The organism is Sphingomonas sp. JC676 (assembly GCF_014489075.1).
Taxonomy (GTDB): domain Bacteria; phylum Pseudomonadota; class Alphaproteobacteria; order Sphingomonadales; family Sphingomonadaceae; genus Sphingomonas.
Genome location: NZ_JACTGR010000001.1, coordinates 1,095,339 through 1,112,588 on the forward strand (window position 1 = coordinate 1,095,339; position 17,250 = coordinate 1,112,588).

General features: G+C 65.7%; 16 protein-coding genes. 3 read left to right on the forward strand and 13 right to left on the reverse strand.

The features are described 5' to 3' along the window. Positions 1-22 precede the first annotated feature (22 nt). The 3 genes from IAG41_RS05200 to IAG41_RS05210 are packed head-to-tail and all read right to left on the reverse strand — an operon-like array spanning position 23 to position 2,514. Positions 23-556: a hypothetical protein gene (locus tag IAG41_RS05200; RefSeq protein WP_187727467.1), complete on the reverse strand. Its 534-nt coding sequence runs from the start codon at positions 554-556 to the stop codon at positions 23-25. A gap of 58 nt (positions 557-614) precedes the next feature. Continuing rightward, complete coding sequence (locus IAG41_RS05205; protein ID WP_187727468.1) at positions 615-1,247, reverse strand: site-2 protease family protein; 633 nt, start codon at positions 1,245-1,247, stop codon at positions 615-617. A 10-nt stretch (positions 1,248-1,257) separates the two neighbouring features. After that, the gene (locus tag IAG41_RS05210; protein ID WP_187727469.1) at positions 1,258-2,514 is read right to left on the reverse strand and encodes a M24 family metallopeptidase; all 1,257 of its coding nucleotides are present in this window, start codon (positions 2,512-2,514) and stop codon (positions 1,258-1,260) included. A 96-nt stretch (positions 2,515-2,610) separates the two neighbouring features. Here IAG41_RS05210 and IAG41_RS05215 point away from each other — a divergent pair, with 96 nt between their 5' ends. Further along, entirely contained in the window at positions 2,611-3,939 is a 1,329-nt protein-coding gene (locus IAG41_RS05215) for a dicarboxylate/amino acid:cation symporter (protein WP_187727470.1), read from the forward strand. A 374-nt stretch (positions 3,940-4,313) separates the two neighbouring features. On the opposite strand, the gene IAG41_RS05220 is transcribed toward IAG41_RS05215, so the two are convergent. From IAG41_RS05220 to dapA, 10 genes are all read right to left on the reverse strand, one after another. Then, positions 4,314-4,937 carry a glutathione S-transferase family protein gene (locus IAG41_RS05220; RefSeq protein ID WP_187727471.1) on the reverse strand — a complete coding sequence of 208 codons (624 nt, stop codon included), beginning with the start codon at positions 4,935-4,937 and terminating at the stop codon, positions 4,314-4,316. Beyond that, positions 4,934-5,428, reverse strand: a complete 495-nt coding sequence (locus IAG41_RS05225) for a hypothetical protein (RefSeq protein WP_187727472.1) — start codon at positions 5,426-5,428, stop codon at positions 4,934-4,936. The genes IAG41_RS05220 and IAG41_RS05225 overlap by 4 nt, the downstream gene beginning before the upstream one ends. A 171-nt stretch (positions 5,429-5,599) precedes the next feature. Next, positions 5,600-6,682 (reverse strand): recombinase RecA, encoded by a 1,083-nt coding sequence (gene recA / locus IAG41_RS05230; protein ID WP_187727473.1) that lies wholly within the window; start codon positions 6,680-6,682, stop codon positions 5,600-5,602. 354 nt (positions 6,683-7,036) lie between these two features. Further along, a complete protein-coding gene (locus IAG41_RS05235; RefSeq protein ID WP_187727474.1) occupies positions 7,037-7,393 on the reverse strand; it encodes a response regulator in 357 nt (118 codons plus the stop codon). Between the two features lie 39 nt (positions 7,394-7,432). Then, entirely contained in the window at positions 7,433-9,835 is a 2,403-nt protein-coding gene (locus IAG41_RS05240) for a response regulator (RefSeq protein ID WP_187727475.1), read from the reverse strand. A gap of 75 nt (positions 9,836-9,910) precedes the next feature. Continuing rightward, entirely contained in the window at positions 9,911-11,953 is a 2,043-nt protein-coding gene (locus IAG41_RS05245) for a M13 family metallopeptidase (RefSeq protein WP_187727890.1), read from the reverse strand. Between the two features lie 98 nt (positions 11,954-12,051). Continuing rightward, entirely contained in the window at positions 12,052-12,606 is a 555-nt protein-coding gene (locus tag IAG41_RS05250) for a DUF2062 domain-containing protein (protein WP_187727476.1), read from the reverse strand. A 1-nt stretch (position 12,607) separates the two neighbouring features. Beyond that, positions 12,608-13,090 (reverse strand): SsrA-binding protein SmpB, encoded by a 483-nt coding sequence (gene smpB / locus IAG41_RS05255; protein WP_187727477.1) that lies wholly within the window; start codon positions 13,088-13,090, stop codon positions 12,608-12,610. A gap of 106 nt (positions 13,091-13,196) precedes the next feature. Next, a complete protein-coding gene (locus IAG41_RS05260) occupies positions 13,197-13,526 on the reverse strand; it encodes a GIY-YIG nuclease family protein (protein WP_187727478.1) in 330 nt (109 codons plus the stop codon). An 87-nt stretch (positions 13,527-13,613) separates the two neighbouring features. Continuing rightward, positions 13,614-14,495: a 4-hydroxy-tetrahydrodipicolinate synthase gene (dapA, locus tag IAG41_RS05265; RefSeq protein ID WP_187727479.1), complete on the reverse strand. Its 882-nt coding sequence runs from the start codon at positions 14,493-14,495 to the stop codon at positions 13,614-13,616. Between the two features lie 72 nt (positions 14,496-14,567). Here dapA and IAG41_RS05270 point away from each other — a divergent pair, with 72 nt between their 5' ends. Together IAG41_RS05270 and greB are read left to right on the forward strand one after the other, a co-directional pair. Continuing rightward, the gene (locus IAG41_RS05270; protein WP_187727891.1) at positions 14,568-16,565 is read left to right on the forward strand and encodes a lytic transglycosylase domain-containing protein; all 1,998 of its coding nucleotides are present in this window, start codon (positions 14,568-14,570) and stop codon (positions 16,563-16,565) included. A gap of 146 nt (positions 16,566-16,711) precedes the next feature. Then, complete coding sequence (greB, locus tag IAG41_RS05275) at positions 16,712-17,188, forward strand: transcription elongation factor GreB (RefSeq protein ID WP_187727480.1); 477 nt, start codon at positions 16,712-16,714, stop codon at positions 17,186-17,188. The last annotated feature ends 62 nt before the right edge of the window (positions 17,189-17,250 follow it).

Below are 17,250 nucleotides of genomic sequence, written 5' to 3' on the forward strand. Positions count from 1 at the left end.
AGTGAAACACATCGATCGAACCTCAATGTTCCTGGATCGCTTCGAGCGCATGGATGCCGCGGCGCGTGGCGAGGTCCCGCGTCAGCGTGGTGCGCAGCCGGGAAAGAGTTTGCTGGATCAGATCATAGGCCTCGTCGGGCACCATGGCTTCGCTATCCGGTCCAAGCTGGCCGCCGATGGCGCCTTGCGCCGCACCATAGACTTCGCGTGCTTCCTGCGAGAGATACAGGCCACCGCCGCCGAAATACCAGTCCCGCAGATCGCAGGTGAGCTGCTCGAGGCGAGCGAAATTCAGCTCGCGATTACGCGGCCATTTGGGGACAGGCGCGGTGAGCGCCCAGAGCGCGAGATATTTCGCTTCGCGCGTCTTCGACAATTGCTGGTCATACCCGTCCATAGCCTTGACGAGCAACTCCCCGCGTAGCTCGATCTGCTTGGCGCGCGTGTCGATCAGCCTGATCAGCGAGTTGATCAAACCCTGGCCGAACAGCATAGCGAAGACGATGAAGATCGCCGCGCCACCGGTCGCTCCAGCAAGCAGGCTGTCCCAAGGCATCGACCATCTCCCGAGATCGGCCTCGGAGGATAGCATAGCGGCGCGGGCGCGAACATCTCTAGCGGACGGGACGCGCGCGCATCCGCCGCAGGATATGTGCGCCATCGCTGCCGTCGAACGGCAGGAGATTCACCAGCCCGATCCCGCCCGAAAGGATAGCGAGCGCCACAGCGATGATCTGTCCATATTCCGGCCCGCGATGGACGGAGTCCAGCCAGGCGCGGGCTTGCGCCTCGCTTGGCAACATAGCTGGCTCAGTCGCGTGCCGTACAATCGCAGCGTGATCCTGTGCCAGATAGGATGCGGCGAAGGCAGTAACGGCCGCGAGCAACAAGTTGGCAGCAGGCCCGGCAAGCGCGATCAGCATGTGCTTGCGCCGGGCATCAATGCGATCGAGCGCGTAGGCCACGTAGCCACCAATCTCGCCGCCAGGCGCGCGCCATCTCATCCGCAGCCGTCGCGTGCCCGGGCGCCAAGCAAACGGCAGCACCACAATCTCGCGGATCTGACCGCCCAGCACCTGCGCGGCCGCGGCGTGGCCAAGCTCATGGACCAATGTCGCAACGAAGGAGAGCAACGCTACCAACAGAATACGGATCAGCAAGCCGCCGTCGCCGGGAAAGGCGGTGCCCAGCGTGGCCATCACCACCACGGCGACGATCAGAAACAATGCCTTTGCGATCAACCGCACGAACGGCGGCCTAGCGGAACGGTTGGTCGATTGAGGCCGGCGGCTCGCTGAACCATTTCGGCCCGGATTCGGTCATGTGGAAGCAATCCTCGAGGCGGACGCCGAAACTTCCGGGGATGTAGATGCCGGGCTCGTTGGAGAAACACATGCCTGGGGCGAGCTTTGTCTTCTCGCCGCGGACGAGATTGACCGGTTCATGGCCATCCAGACCGATGCCATGGCCGGTGCGGTGCGACAGGCCGGGCAGCTTGTAATCCGGGCCATAGCCGAGCGCGGTATAGTAGCGTCGGACCGCGTCATCGACGCCGCCGGCGGGCGCGCCCAGCTTCGCCGCCTCGAACGCGACCTGCTGGCCGTGCGCGACCTGATCCCATACCTTGCTCTGCTCGGCCGACGGCGTGCCGTAGACAAAGGTGCGCGACACGTCCGACTGATAGCCCTGGACGGTGCAGCCGCAGTCCATCAGCACGATCTTGCCCTCTGCGACCGGCGACGGGGTCTTGGTGCCGTGCGGATAGGCCGCACCCTCGCCCACCAGCACCAGGCTGAATTCGGGATCGCCGCCCAGTTTGGCCGTCGCGGCGTCCATCAGCGCCGATACGTCGCGCTGGCGCATCCCCTTCTCGACGCGCGGATGGACCCAGCGATAGGCGGCGATGGTGACGTCGGTGGCGAGTTGCATCAGCGCGATCTCGGCCGGAGTCTTGATCATCCGGCAGCCGCGCACGACGGGGTTGGCCGAGACGATCCGGGTCGAGGGCAGTGCGCGCTGGAGGCCGTCGACCGCGAAGTAACGCACCGTCTCTTCGATACCGATCGGACGGCCGGCGAGCTTACGATCCTTGAGGAAGCCGGCAACGGTGACCAGCGGATCCTCGTCCTCCTGCCATACGCGCACTTCCGCAGGCACGCCCAGAGTCTCCCGGGTGCGCGGCTCCTCGAAGAACGGGGTGACGATGCACGGATCGCCTTCGACGGGCAGGATCGCCGCGGTCAGCCGCTCGCTGCGGCCCCAGCGGATGCCGGTGAAATAGACGAGCGACGAGCCCGGCTCGATCAGCACCGCGCCGATGCCGTTCGCCGCCATTAGCTTCTGCGCGCGGGCGATTCGCGCCTTGCGCTCGTCGGCGGAGATCGGCTGGGCGCCGGTGGTGATATCCTTCAATTCGGAGAGATCGGGTTCGGCGGCGCGGAGAATGCCGGGGAGGCCGAGCAGCGGCAGCGCGGCCGCGGCGGTGAGCAATTGACGGCGCGCTAGGAAGGGCATGCGGGTCTCCGGCCAAATCGAGCGCCAAGCGATACGGTCCTTGACCCGGCGGCGACAATCCCCTTCCTTGCGCCGCGCAATCACCAGGGGATTTTCGTGGGCAAGCGACTGACATGGTTCATTCTGGCGGGGCTGCTGCTCGGCGGTCTGCTCGGCTGGGGGCTGAACCTGGCCTATGACGATGGCGGCTCGGGCGCAGGCGCGAATCGGCTCGCCGACATCGCCTACTATCTCGACATCCCCACCCAGATGTTCCTCCATCTGATCAAGATGATCATCGCGCCGCTGGTGGTCTCGACGCTGGTCGTCGGCATCGCCCATATGGGAACCGGCGGGGCAGTCGGGCGCGTCGGGCTCAAGGCGTTCTTCTGGTTCGTCTGCGCCAGCCTGATCTCGCTGACGCTGGGGCTGATCCTGGTGAACCTGCTCCAGCCGGGCGTGGGCCTGAACCTTCCGCTCCCCCCTGCGAACGCATCGAGCGGAGTCGATCGCGCGGCATTCGACGTCGCCAAGTTCTTCACCCACATCGTGCCGACATCGGCGATCGACGCGATGGCGACCAACGACATCCTTCAGCTCGTCATCTTCTCGCTATTCTTCGGCGCGGGCATGGCGGCGGTGGGCGAAAAGGCCAAACCGCTGCTCGGCGGACTCGAGGCCCTGGTCTCGGTGATGCTGACCGTCACCGGCTATGTGATGCTGTTCGCGCCGGTCGCGGTGTTCTGCGCCGTCGCGCGGACGCTGGCCACCAAGGGACTGGGCGTGGTCGGCGACCTCGCCTTCTTCATGGGCAGCTTCTATATCGGCCTCTTCGTGCTGTGGGCGGTGCTGCTCGGCGCCTGCTTCCTGATCGTCGGGCCGCGCACCGGCACGCTGCTGCGCTATCTGCGCGATCCGATCCTGCTGGGCTTCTCGACCGCTTCCTCCGAGGCCGCCTATCCGCGCACGCTCGACGCGCTCGACCGGTTCGGCGTGCCGCCGCGGATCGCCAGCTTCGTGCTGCCGCTGGGCTATTCGTTCAATCTCGACGGCTCGATGATGTACATGACGTTCGCGTCGATCTTCATCGCCCAGGCTTACGGTATCCATCTCGACTGGGGGACGATGATCCAGATGCTGCTGATCCTGATGATCACCAGCAAGGGCATCGCCGGCGTGCCGCGCGCCAGCCTGGTGGTGATCACCGGTACGCTCTCGCACTTCAACATCCCCGAGGCCGGCATATTGCTGATCCTCGCGGTCGATCACTTCCTCGATATGGGGCGGACGGCGACCAACGTGATCGGCAATGCCGTGGCGAGCGTGGTGGTGGCGCGCTGGGAGGGACAACTCGATACACCGCAGCCGCCCGACCCGGAGATCATTCCGATGGGTGCGGCTGCGACGAGCGATACCGAGAGCTTCGAGGATTACCCCGGTCGCTGACGTGGGGCTTAAAGTAACTAAGTTCGCGAGACGCGCTCCATCTCGTAATCTTATCACGCAAGTGGGATGGGTTGCGGGGGCGTGCCCCAGCATTATTCTGCGCCGATGGGCTGGGTGATCGAAATCGCCATCGACTGGATTTGAAGCGACCTGATCGGTGCCGCGTACCGGCGCTATGGCCTGTTGCCGGCAGCGCTGGTGCTGCTCCTGCCGCTGCTGGCGATCGTCCTGGTGATCGCCCTGATTTTCATGGCCTGAACGTCGGAAAAGCGAGGCACGCCTCGCCACCCTTCGCTAACCAAGCGCGACAATGCAAAGAGCCGCCGGCACGAACCGGCTCGTCCACGAAGCAGGCGAAATCCTACATAGCAAGCTCAGGCGTAAGCGTAAGGCCCGCCCGCCGCGAGCGCGGCCTGATAGGCGGGGCGCGCGTGGATCTTTGCCAGCCAGGCGGCGAGATGCGGACGCCCCGCCAGCGCGTCGGCGCGGGCGACCGCGGCTTCGAGCGGGAAGCTCATCATCACATCGGCGGCGGTGAATTCGGGCCCGGCGAACCATTCCTGCTCCGCAAGCGCGCCCTCGACATAATCGAGATGGATGTCGACCATCGGCTGAAACTTCTTCTGCGCCATCTTGCCGAGCAGCGGAACGCGGCTGAGCACGAGCTTGGTGAACAAGGGCGGCATCAGCGAGCCCTCGGCATAATGGAGAAAGTGGCGGTAGCGCAGCGCCTCGTCGCGGTGCCCGGGCACGCCGAGGCGGCCGCCGGCCTTCTCGACCAGATATTCGACGATCGCGCCGGTCTCGGCGATCACCCTGCCCTCGTCCTCGATCACCGGCGACTTGCCGAGAGGATGGATGCGCCGGAGCTCGGGCGGAGCAAGCATCGTCGCCTTGTTCCGCTCATAGCGCTTGATCTCATAGGGAAACCCCAGTTCCTCGAGCAGCCAGAGGACGCGCTGCGAGCGGGAATTCTCGAGATGGTGGACGATGATCATGCAGGCTCCTGCGTAGCGGGACGGCGCGGACGTTGTTTGGCGGAGATGGATTTGACGATGGTGCGGCCTGCGCCGCTTTCGGGCATCGGCCGCGGCGCCTCCGCAAGCGCCGAGGCGAGCAGCGCGGCGACACCCGGATCGTCCAGCGTCTCCGGGCCGGGCATCGGAACGTGCCGGCCGCGACTGCCGGCTCCCTTCAACAGGCCATCGGGATCGGGCAGCGAGGCGCCCCGGATGAAATAGAGCAGAATACCGCGAGGATAGATTGCCAGGCTCACGACGGCATCGGACGTGCGTTCGGCGGGCGCATAGCCGATCGCGAGAGCGTTGTAATTGTCATAGACCAACTCGTTGGCGGTCGGCAGCCGCCGACGGAGCGCCGCCCGGCAGGCACGAACGCGATCGGCGATCTCGGGGCTGAAGCGGTCGATGAACCCTTCAACCTGTCGTCTGCCGGTGTCCGGATCGTCTGCTGGCGCTGGCTGGGTCACTCCCCTCTCCTCGCCTCAACTTCTCACATTTTCCGGAAATTTGGCAATTCATTGCGCGTCCGGGAAGAAATGGAAAGACCCGGCGCAGGGGAATGCGCCGGGTCTTCCAATGGGACCTAGGCCCGTGACCGACACTGCCACCGCGTACGCGGCAGGCCGGCCTGAATTTCATTATAGATCGTCGTCGCCGTCCTCGGCGTCGGGACCCGCCATCATTTCCTCGGCGACCTTGTCGGTGCGGCTGCGGATCGCAGCCTCGAGCCGATTGCAGAGATCGGCATTCTCCTTGAGGAAGGTCTTGGCATTCTCGCGGCCCTGGCCGATGCGGACGCTGTCATAGCTGAACCAGGCGCCCGATTTCTCGACGAGTCCGGCCTTGACGCCGAGATCGAGGATCTCGCCGATCTTCGAAATGCCTTCGCCATACATGATGTCGAACTCGACCTGCTTGAACGGCGGCGCGACCTTGTTCTTGACGACCTTCACCCGGGTGGTGTTGCCGACAATATCGTCGCGATCCTTGATCTGGCCGGTGCGGCGGATGTCGAGGCGGACCGAAGCGTAGAATTTGAGCGCGTTGCCGCCGGTCGTGGTCTCCGGATTACCGTACATCACGCCGATCTTCATGCGGAGCTGGTTGATGAAGATCACCATGCAGCGCGAGCGGCTGATCGAGCCGGTGAGCTTGCGCAGCGACTGCGACATCAGGCGGGCCTGGAGGCCGACATGGCTGTCGCCCATCTCGCCCTCGATTTCCGCGCGGGGAACGAGCGCCGCGACCGAGTCCACCACCAGCACGTCGATCGCGTTCGAACGGACCAGCGTATCGACGATCTCGAGCGCCTGCTCGCCGGTATCGGGCTGCGACACGATCAACTCGTCGATGTTGACGCCGAGCTTCTTGGCATAGACCGGATCGAGCGCATGCTCGGCATCGACGAACGCCGCGGTGCCGCCGCCGCGCTGCGCCTCGGCAATGACATGGAGCGCGAGCGTGGTCTTGCCCGAGCTTTCCGGACCATAGACTTCGATCACGCGGCCGCGCGGCAGGCCGCCGACGCCGAGCGCGATGTCGAGCCCGAGCGAGCCGGTGGAGATCGATTCGACCTGCATCGTCTCCTTCGAGCCGAGGCGCATTGCCGAGCCCTTGCCGAAGGCGCGATCGATCTGCGCGAGGGCGGCGTCGAGCGCCTTCTGCTTGTCGGTGCTGGGAGCTGCCATTTTGTTGTCGATGACCTTCAAAGATGCCGCCATTGGAAGTCCCTGTCGCTAGAAGGTTTGATGCACGCGTTCAACTCTGTTGGACGAGCATGTATCGCATTTGTTCTACCAGAACAAGAGCGGAACGAAATTTTTCGTTGGCGATGTCGAACGCGCGATCCTCGCCGAGCGGCGCTGCACGGGAGTGGCGGCGCATCGGATACCATGGCCACGCGAATCGAAAGGTAACGAAGGTAACGGCACTGCTGCGCCGAAGCGCGGCCAAATGCCGTTCAGACGCGGCGGGCTGGTGGTGCGAGGAGGCGCTGCCGACCGGAACATTCAGCGAACATAGCTGACACCGCCGATGTAGGAAAGTGAAATTCCCGGCTCCGCCCGCGCCGGGGCTCAGCCCTGGAGCGCGTCCAGAACGGCTTCGACGCTGCTCATCGTGAAGGGCTTGGAGAGGATCGGGCGGCCGCGATGCGCCTCGGCAATGCTGTCGCCCGCGCCGCCGGTGGCGATGACGAAGGGAATGTTCAGCTCGGACAGGCGGTCCGCGACCGGCCAGCTCTGCTCGCCGCCGCGCAGATTGACGTCGAGTATCGCCATGTCCACGCCGCCTTGCTCGATCAGCTCGAGCGCCGCCGAGACAGTGTCGGCGCTGCCCGCGAGCCCGCGATCAAGAGCCTCAAGGAAATCCTCAAGCATCATCGCGATCAGCGGCTCGTCTTCGACGATGAGGATATTGCTGGCCCCCGGCATGCGCGCCCCTTTGCAGGAAATCTCGTTCCCGCCAAGGACTTATTTCGCAGCGAGAACGTCCCGTGTCGCCTCGGCAAGTTGCTGAACCGAAAAGGGTTTGGGGAGGAAAGCGACGTTGTCGAGATCGATCGACTTGCGCAATTGCTCCTCGGCATAGCCCGACATGAACAGGATCGGCAGATCGGGCCAGCGCTTGCGGACCTGGCGGACCATGGTCGGGCCGTCCATGATCGGCATGACGACGTCGGAGATCAGCAAGTCGGGCTTTTCGGCGGTCTCGAGCAGTTCGAGCGCGACTTCGCCATTCTCGGCGGTGAGCACGGTATAGCCCTGCCGGGTGAGCGCGCGTTCGGCGACGGCGCGGACCATGTCCTCATCCTCGACCAGCAGGATCGTGCCCGATCCCCAGAGATCGAGCTGCTTGTCCTTGGCCGGCGTGGGGATCTTGGTGGGCGGCGGCGGCGCAGTCTCGGCGGCGGTGTGGACGGGCAGATAGATGGTGAAGGCGGCGCCCTTCCCCGGCACATTCTCGGCGAAGATGAAGCCGCCCGACTGCTTGATGATGCCGTAGACGGTCGAGAGGCCAAGCCCGGTGCCCTTGCCGATTTCCTTGGTGGTGAAGAACGGCTCCCAGATCTTGCCGATGATCTCGAGGGGGATCCCGGTGCCGGTATCGGAGATGCGCAGCGCGGTATAGTCGCCGACGGGCAGGACATCGTCGTCCATCTGGCGGACCTCGGAGGCCGACACCCCCATCGTCTCGATCGTTAGCGTGCCGCCGCCATTCGGGCTGGTCGACAGCATCGCGTCGCGCGCGTTGACCGCGAGATTGACGACGACCTGCTCGAGCTGGCCGGGATCGGCGCGGACCGGCCCGAGATTGCGGCCATGCTTGACGTCGAGATGGACCGTCTCGCCCAGCAGCCGCTTCAGGAGGTTCGAGACCTCGGAAATGACGTCCGGGAGCTGGAGCACCTGCGGGCGCAGCGTCTGCTGGCGCGAAAAGGCGAGCAATTGGCGGGTGAGCGACGCGGCGCGGTTCGAATTGGCGCGGATCTGCTGGATATCGTCATAATCGCTGTCGCCGGGCGAGTGACGCATCAGCATCAGGTCACAATGCCCGATGATCGCGGTGAGGATGTTGTTGAAATCATGCGCGACGCCGCCGGCGAGCTGGCCGACCGCCTGCATCTTGGTCGCTTGGGCGATCTGGCGCTTGAGCTTGCCCTCCTCGCCTGAATCCTTGAGGCTGATGAGCACCGCCGCATCGCCGAGACCCCGCGCGCCGGCAATGGTGATCGCGACCGGCTCCTCGGGCGCGTCGACCAGTCGGACGGTCATCTCGACCGATTGCGGCGCGCCGCCGGCGAAGCGGCGGATCGCGTCGGCAAGCGCGCCCTTGTCCTCGCGCACCACCAGGTCGCCCGGATAAAGCGGCGGCGCGGCGGCATTGACGCGGGTGGCGCGGACGAACGCGTCGTTCATGCTGACGAAGCGCCCGTCGCGATCGACCAAAGCGAGGCCTGAGGGCAGCAGCGCGATCAGCGAACGGACATGCGCCGATGCGCTGGCGCCGATCGCGGGCGCCGGCGCGTTGCTTGGTTCCTCGTCGAGCAGAGTGACGAGCATGGGTGCGTCTTCACCCTCGAGAAACGGGATCTGGAGGACCCGAAGCGGCGTGCCCTCGACACCTTCGCGCTCGAAGCGGACCAGGCCCGAGGAATCGGTCACGAGGAAGCGCGCGAAGTCGCGGCCTTCCACCAACGAATCTGCGCTGCCCATCGCGCGGGCGCGGAACACGCGGTTGGCGGTGCGGACGCGGCCGTCGGGCGAGATCATCGCCGCCATGATCCCCGCCGATCCCATGCGATCGCCCGTATTGCCGCCGATCAACGCCTGGACCTGGGTGGCGAGATCGAGCGCCTGGACGCCGATAAAGCGCCAGACCAGCGACTCCTCCCCTACCCGCGCGATCCGGACCGAGACTGGGGCGCCGAACGCCTGGACCTCGTCGCAGCGCGCCTCGCCCTCGCGCCAGGCGGCGCGGGCACAGGCGCCGAGCGCGTCGACGGAAGAGTCGCTGATCGGCAGATTGGGGGGCGTCGGCCAGCCGGCGAACAGCACTTCGTAGCGATTATTGGCGCAGACCAATTTACCCGAGCGATCGGTGACGGCGAGCGCGTCGTCGCTCGCGGCGGCAAGGGCGTAGGCGATCGACCAGTCGACATGCGATTCGACGGCGGGTTCGGCGCGAAGCAGCCGGCGCAGCGCGAACGCAGCGCCTGTCGCGAGCACGCCCGTCGCGACGAAACCGATCGCGATCGCGCGGTTGTCGAGCGTGAGCAGGATAATCGCGCCCGCCGCGAAGCCGGCGACGATCGCCGCCAGCGCGGGCAGCAGCGTCCTGGGCGCGGGAGGTGCGGAATCGGGCAGCGTCGCCATGACGTTACCGATGTTCGGTAGTCAGGCGCGGGTCAAGCGAATCCCCTCCCGCCGGAGCGGAAGGGGAAATGCGGATCACCAGATGCGGACGCGCTTCTCGGTCGAGAGGAACAGCTTCGTCGAAGCTTCCGGCGCGAAGGCCGAATACCAGGGATCGAGATTGCGCACGACCCAGGCGCGCTGCTGCGACGGCGAGTGCGGATCGGTGAGCAACCGCTGGCGGAGGTTCGCCTCGCGATAGTTGCGGCGCCAGACCTGTGCCCAGCCGAGATAGAAGCGCTGATCGCCCGAAGTGCCGTCGAGTACCGGCGCGTCGTGGCCGCCCAAAGACTTCTTGTAGGCGTCATAGGCCACGGTGAGGCCGGCGAGATCCGCGGTGTTCTCGCCCAGGGTCAGCTTGCCCTGGACGTGCATGCCCGGCAGCGGCTCATACTGGTCATACTGCGCGGCCAGCGCGTCGGTGCGGGCCTTGAAGGCTGCGACATCGGCCGGGGTCCACCAGTCGGTCAGACGGCCGTGCATGTCATACTTGGCGCCCTGATCGTCGAAATGATGGCTCAGCTCGTGGCCGATCACCGCGCCGATGCCGCCATAGTTGATCGCCGCATCGGCATTCGGATCGAAGAAGGGCGGCTGGAGGATCGCGGCGGGGAAGACGATCTCGACCATGCCCGGATTGGCATAGGCGTTCACTTCCATCGGGGTCATGCCCCATTCCCAGCGCTGCAGAGGCTTGCCGAGATGGCCGATATTGTCCTCATGCGCCCATTGATTGGCGCGCAGATTGTTGCCGAAGGCATCGCCGGCGACGATCTGGAGGCTCGAATAGTCCTTCCAACGATCGGGATAGCCGATCTTGGGCGTGAAGGCGGCGAGCTTGGCATGCGCCTTTACCTTGGTCTCGGCCGTCATCCAGTCGAGCTTGTCGATGCGCTCGTCCATCGCGGCGATGATGTTCTTGACCAGCTTGTCCGCGGCCGCCTTGGTCTCCGGCGGGAAATATTTCGCGACGTAGACCTGGCTGACATCGTCGGAGAGCGCGTTCGTGGTGAAATCGACCGCGCGCTTCCAGCGCACTTCCTGCTCGGGCGTGCCCGAGAGCACGGTGCCGTTGAACGCGAAATCCTCCTTGTCGAAGGCGCTGGGCAGCACATCCGAGAAGCTGTGGAGCGAGCGGACGAGGAGCTGGTCCTTGAGCACGCCGATCGGCGTCGTCTGGACTAGCTTGGCGATGCCGGCGACCGCGCTCGGCTGGGCGACGATGACATAGTCGACCGGCGTGCCGATGCCGGCGAGATAGGCCTTGAAGTCGAAGCCCGGCGCGGCCTTGGCCAGCTCGGCGAGGGTCATCTTGTTGTAGGTCTTGTTGGCGTCGCGGCTTTCGACGCGGGTCCAGCTGACCTGGGCGATCTTGGTCTCGAACGCCAGGATCGCGGCGGCGCGGGCGGCGGCATTGGGCTCCCCGGCCAAGGTCAGCAGGTTGGTCAGGTGCTTGAGGTACGCCGCCTTGGTCTCAACGAGCTTGGCGTCCTTCGACAGATAATAGTCGCGGTCGGGCATGCCGAGCCCGGCCTGCGCCAGGTTGAGCGCGTAGATTTCCGGCTCCTTGTCGTCCTGGCCGACATAGTCGCCGAAGGGCACGCGCACGCCGTTGCGATCGGCCTGGGCATAGAGCGCCGGCAGGCCCGACTTGGCCTTCACCGCCTTGATCTGGTTCAACCAGGGCTGGATCGGGGCGAGCCCCTTGGCGTCGATCGCCGCGGTGTCGAGATAGGTGGCGTAGGCAGTGCCGATCTTCGAATTGGCGTCGTCCTTCGCGCCTTCGAGAATGTCGTGCGTGCGCTGGCGCGAAAGGTCGTCGAGCACCGTGAACATGCCATAGTTCGACTTGTCCGCCGGGATCGGGGTGTTCTTCGCCCAGGTGCCGTTCGCGTAATTATAGAAATCGTCGCCCGCGGCGATCGACTTGTCCATGCCGCCAACGTCGAAACCATAGTCGCCGATCTGCGGCTTGGGGGCGGGTGCAGGCGCGGGAGCCGCTTCGGCGACCGGAGTCGCTTCGGTCACCGGTGCGGCACTCTCGACGGCGGCATCATGGGCACAGCCGGCAAGCAGCATCGGCGCGGCGAGGAAGGTAGTGGCGAGCAAGGCAAGGCGCATCGACGGAATCCCCTACGGATTTTGGATGCGCCGTCTTACGCCGTTAATACGGGTCGTCAATTGGCCCGGGCGGCCCGATCCCGGCGGCGCTTGCGCCACTTGTGCGTGATCCACAGTCGCCAGGCGAGCGCGGTGCCGAAATAGCCCAGGACCGTGAGCACAAAGGTGATCGTGACGAGCCCGGTCAGCGTGGCGGGGCCGGCCTGGTGGAGGAACCAGTCCCCCCAGCCCTGCTGTGCATGGGCCTGTGCCTTTGCCAGCGCCTGCTCGGTGCGCGGGCCGAGCATCCAGCTCCCCAGCCAATAGGCGGCGACCCAGAGCGGTGGCGTGGTGAGCGGATTGGTGAAGAAGGTGGTCGCAGCGGCGGCGGGGATGTTGGCGCGCAGCGGCAATGCGAGGATCGCCGAGGCCGGGATCTGCCCCATCGGAACGAGGATGCCGGTGACCATGCCGAGCGCGACGCCGCGCGGGACCGAGCGGCGGGTGAAGCGCCACAGCGACGAATGCATCACCCGGTTCGCGACCGGCTTCAGCCAGCGATTGCCCTCGATCGATTCGCGGCTGGGCACGGCCTTGTCGGCAAGACGGCGGAGGCGGCCCGGGCTCGGCATGTCAGCCGCGGTCGCGGAGCAGACGCCCCTGCTCGCGCTTCCAATCCCGCTCCTTGATCGTGTCGCGCTTGTCATGCGTCTTCTTGCCCTTCGCCAGCGCCAACTCGACCTTCGCGCGGCCCCTTCCGTTGAAATAGACCGAGAGCGGAACGAGCGTCATGCCCTCACGGGCAACGGCGCCGTGGAGCTTGTTTATCTCGCGCTCATGAAGGAGCAATTTACGGGGGCGCTTGGGCTCGTGATTATATCGGTTGCCGTGGCTGAATTCGGGGATGTTGGCGTTGATCAGCCACACTCCGGTATCGTTGACCTCGGCATAGGCCTCGGCGATCGAGCCCTCTCCGAAGCGCAGCGACTTCACCTCGGTGCCGGTCAAAGCGAGGCCGGCCTCGTAGGTCTGCTCGATGAAATAATCGAACCGCGCGCGCCGGTTCTCGGCGACGGTCTTTACCTTATCGAAAGGGGCGGGGCGAGGACGGGCCATGGGAGGTGGGCATGTAGGGAGGAAGTGGCGGAAACTCTAGTGCTGTCTTAACCCCGTCACCCCGGCGCAGGCCGGGGTCCAGAGTTGCAAGATGCGCCGGCGGCGATCACTCACCATTCACGTCGAGAGGCTCGAAGCCAAGATCAATGGCGAGGTCGCGCCAAGTCGGGTTTTCCTGCTCGATCAAGCGCAGTTTCCACTGCCTTTTCCATTCCTTGATTCGCTTTTCGCGAACGATGGCCGACTCCATCTCCGAGTGGACCTCGTACCATACCAGGATCTTGCAGCGATGCTTCGCGGTGAACCCCTCGGGAATGCCGGTCCGATGCTGATAGATGCGGCCTGCCAGGTCGGAGGTGACGCCGGTGTAGATGCCGGTGTAGATGGTGCCGTTGCGCTGGCTCGCGACGATATAGACGACGGGTGTCCGCTCCATGCGCCCAACTTGGCAGACGGACGCGCGACAAGAAACGGATGTTTCGCTGGGACTCTGGATCCCGGCCTTCGCCGGGATGACGAACGGTTAGATCAGCCCCGCATACGCCAGCGCGGCGTCGACCGCCTTGCGGCTGGCCTCGCCCGGTTCGGTCATCGGCAGGCGGAGCTCGATCGGGAAGCCGGGGCGGACCCTGGTCAGCGCGTACTTCACCGGCCCCGGCGAGGCATCGGTGAACATGGCGATGTGGAGCGGATAGAGTCGATCCTGGAGCTCGAGCGCCTTTGCGTGGTCGCCCGCCGCCCAGGCGGCCTGGAATTCGGCGCACAGGCGCGGGGCGACATTGGCGGTGACCGAGATGCACCCCACCCCGCCCATCGCGTTGAACGCGAGCGCGGTCTCGTCATTGCCCGAGAGCTGGAGGAAATCGCTGCCGCAGCCGGCGCGCTGCTCGCTGACGCGGCCAAGCTGCCCGGTCGCATCCTTGACGCCGATGAACGTGCCGGGGAACGCCTTGACGATCCGCGCCATCGTCGCCGGCTGGATGTCGGTCACGGTGCGGCCGGGGACATTATAGAGCACGATCGGCAGGTCGGTCGCCTCGGCGATCGCTTCGAAATGGCGGAAGATGCCGTCCTGGCTTGGGCGGTTGTAATAAGGCGGCACCATCAGCGCGGCATCGGCGCCGACCGCCTTGGCTGCATTCACATTCTCGATCGCGACCGCGGTGTCGTTCGAACCCGCGCCGGCGAGCACGGGAACCCTGCCCTTCGCCTGATCGACGCAGACGCGAACAACTTCGAAATGCTCCTCCGCGGGCATGGTCGCTGCCTCGCCGGTGGTGCCGCAGGGCACGAGCGCGGCAGAGCCTTCGGTAACCTGCCATTCAACAAGCGCGCGGTATTCTTCCTCCGCGAAGCTGCCGTTACGGAAAGGCGTGACGAGCGCGGGAATGGAGCCTGAGAACATGGGCGGGGATTTCTACTTACCAGGGGAAAATCGGGACTGGCAGATAGTGCCCGATGCCGTATCATGTCCAGCATGCTGGGATCGGTGATAAAGAGCGCGTTATTGCTCGCCGGAGTCTCCGGGCTCGCGGCCTCGCAACTCTCGCAGGAGCAGTTGCAAGGGTATCGCGCTGCACTGACGGGCGGCTTCGTCCCGGCAGCACAGGCGCAGACCAATTCGCTTTCCGATGCGCTGGTCGAATGGACGCGCCTGCGGCAATCGGACAATTACGCCTTTTCCGATTACGCCAATTTCCTGCTGATGCATCCGGGCTGGCCGGGCGAGACGGGTCGGCGCGCCGCAGCGGAAACGGTGCTCGACAGCGGCACCTGGGCGCCGGCGCTGGTGATCCGTTTCTTCGAGCGATTCCCGCCGCTGACATCGGCCGGACGGTTGCGCTATGCCGAGGCGCTCTCGGCATCGGGGCGGCAGGGCGAAGCGAACGAGCAGGCGCGGCGCGCCTGGCGGGCCGGGCAGCTCCGGGCCAGCGACGAGAGCAGGCTGATCGGGAGCTTCTCCAGCGCGCTCGGCACCGCGGATCATGACGCGCGCGAGGATATGCTGCTCTGGCAGGGCGCAATCGGCGCGGCGCAGCGCCAGCTTGCCTTCACCTCCTCCTTGAAGCGTGCGCTGTTCGAGGCGCGGATCGCTTACCGGACCAAGTCAGCGGATCTTTCGATCAAGGCGGCGGCCGCCGAGACGATGGGGCGAAACGATCCCGGTTATATCGCCGATCGCGCGCGCTGGCTGCGCGACAGCAACCAGAGCCCGGCGATGCGCGCATATCTCGCACAACCGCGCCAGATGAACGGCTTCCCGGGTGACGGTGAGAAATGGTATGAAGTCCTGCTCGCCGCGGCGCGCGGCGCGGCGGCGGACGGGCAATACAGCCTCGCCTATCAGATCGCCTCGCAGGTCGATGACGCCTTCCCCGCGGGCACCGACATCAGCGGGCTGCCGCTGGGCGAGCGCGACGATTATACCAGCCTGGTGTGGCTGGCAGGGCAGACCGCCTATTACAATCTTTCCCGGCCACGCGACGCGATCGCGATGTTCGACCGCTATTCGCGCGGATCGCGCTCGCCCCAGACCCAGTCCAAGGGACTCTATTGGGCAGGCCGCGCCGCCGACGCCGCGGGGGATACGGCCGGCGCCCAATATTATTTCGCCCGCGCGGCGGGTTTCCCCGATCTCTATTATGGCCAGCTCGCCAATGAGCGGCTGGGACGCGCGCTCCAGGGACCGGCGCTGAGCGGCAAGGCAGCGGATCCGGCGGCGCGCGACGCCTTTTATCGCAAGGAGACGGTGCGCGCCGCGCAGCTGCTCGGAACGATGGGCAATCGCGACGACCAGGGGCTGTTCATCCGCCAGATCGCGCAGGACGCCAAGACCGACAACGACCATATCCTGGCCGCCGAGCTGAGCCGCACGATCGGGCGGCCCGATCTGGGCGTGATGGTGGGGCGGAGCGCGCTGCAGAACGGCCTATCCGACTATACCGCCGCGGGCTATCCCTCGGTGCCGGTGCCTGCGACGCAGCAGGAATATTGGTCGATGATCCACGCGATCGCCCGCCAGGAGAGCCAGTTCAACCGCGACGCGGTGAGCCATGCCGGCGCGCGCGGGCTGATGCAGCTGATGCCGGGCACGGCGCGCGAGACTGCGGGCAAGTTGGGGCTGAGCTACAATCCGGGCTCGCTCAACGCCGATACCGACTACAATATCCAGCTCGGATCGACCTATCTCCAGCGGATGCTGACCTATTATGGCGGCAATTATCCGCTGGCGGTGGCGGCGTACAATGCCGGGCCGGGCAATGTGAACAAGTGGATCCGGGCCAATGGCGATCCGCGCCTGCCGGGCGGTGACATGGTCAAATGGGTCGAGCAGATCCCGATCTTCGAGACCAAGAACTATGTCCAGCGCGTGCTGGAGAACGCCGTGGTCTACGACCTGATGAACCCCGAGCGCGCGCGCAGCCGCGGGCCGGCGAACCTCAGCTGGTATCTGGGCAAGAACCGGCCCGGTTGATTCTATCCATCATCCCGGCCGAAGTGCCGGGATCCACATATCCGCATTCGAGCAGCAGGGGGGTCGAACGGCGCTCCCAGCCGCACCGTGGACCCCGGCACTTCGGCCGGGGTGACGAAGGATGCGTGGCGGGCTAATCCCAATTCATGGACCGTCCCAACTATATCACCCCCGCGGGCTATGCGGTGCTCAGGGCCGAATATGACGCGCTGCTGGGCGACGAGCGGCCCAAGCTGGTCGAGGTGATCTCCTGGGCCGCCGGCAATGGCGACCGCTCCGAGAATGGCGACTATATCTATGGCCGCAAGCGGCTGCGCGAGATCGACCGGCGGCTGGGCTGGCTATCGAAGCGGATGAAGGCGGCCAAGGTCGTCGATCCGTCGCAGCAGCAGGACCGCAGCCGGGTCTATTTCGGCGCGACCGTCACCGTTGCCGACGAAGACGATAATGAGCGAACGATCACCCTGGTCGGCGACGACGAGACCGATGCCGGCAAGGGGCTGATCGGCTGGAGCGCACCATTCGCCCGTGCCCTGCGCGGCGCGGCGGTGGGAGATCTACGGCGCGTGACGTTGCCGGGGGGCGAGCGCGAATATGAAGTGATTGCCGTCGCTTATCCCTGAGCGCCACGCGACGGAGCTTGCCTTAGCTGCGGCGAACCGCATGGGCGCCCCCTCCCCTTGCC

What these genes read in the sequence shown, in the direction of transcription:
- dapA (WP_187727479.1), bottom strand. Translation starts at nt 14,495, where the DNA reads ATGTTCTCAGGCTCCATTCCCGCGCTCGTCACGCCTTTCCGTAACGGC.
- IAG41_RS05235 (WP_187727474.1), bottom strand. Translation starts at nt 7,393, where the DNA reads ATGCCGGGGGCCAGCAATATCCTCATCGTCGAAGACGAGCCGCTGATC.
- IAG41_RS05250 (WP_187727476.1), bottom strand. Translation starts at nt 12,606, where the DNA reads ATGCCGAGCCCGGGCCGCCTCCGCCGTCTTGCCGACAAGGCCGTGCCC.
- IAG41_RS05260 (WP_187727478.1), bottom strand. Translation starts at nt 13,526, where the DNA reads ATGGAGCGGACACCCGTCGTCTATATCGTCGCGAGCCAGCGCAACGGC.
- smpB (WP_187727477.1), bottom strand. Translation starts at nt 13,090, where the DNA reads ATGGCCCGTCCTCGCCCCGCCCCTTTCGATAAGGTAAAGACCGTCGCC.
- IAG41_RS05270 (WP_187727891.1), top strand. Translation starts at nt 14,568, where the DNA reads ATGCTGGGATCGGTGATAAAGAGCGCGTTATTGCTCGCCGGAGTCTCC.
- IAG41_RS05210 (WP_187727469.1), bottom strand. Translation starts at nt 2,514, where the DNA reads ATGCCCTTCCTAGCGCGCCGTCAATTGCTCACCGCCGCGGCCGCGCTG.
- IAG41_RS05200 (WP_187727467.1), bottom strand. Translation starts at nt 556, where the DNA reads ATGCCTTGGGACAGCCTGCTTGCTGGAGCGACCGGTGGCGCGGCGATC.
- recA (WP_187727473.1), bottom strand. Translation starts at nt 6,682, where the DNA reads ATGGCGGCATCTTTGAAGGTCATCGACAACAAAATGGCAGCTCCCAGC.
- IAG41_RS05220 (WP_187727471.1), bottom strand. Translation starts at nt 4,937, where the DNA reads ATGATCATCGTCCACCATCTCGAGAATTCCCGCTCGCAGCGCGTCCTC.
- IAG41_RS05240 (WP_187727475.1), bottom strand. Translation starts at nt 9,835, where the DNA reads ATGGCGACGCTGCCCGATTCCGCACCTCCCGCGCCCAGGACGCTGCTG.
- greB (WP_187727480.1), top strand. Translation starts at nt 16,712, where the DNA reads ATGGACCGTCCCAACTATATCACCCCCGCGGGCTATGCGGTGCTCAGG.
- IAG41_RS05245 (WP_187727890.1), bottom strand. Translation starts at nt 11,953, where the DNA reads ATGCTGCTTGCCGGCTGTGCCCATGATGCCGCCGTCGAGAGTGCCGCA.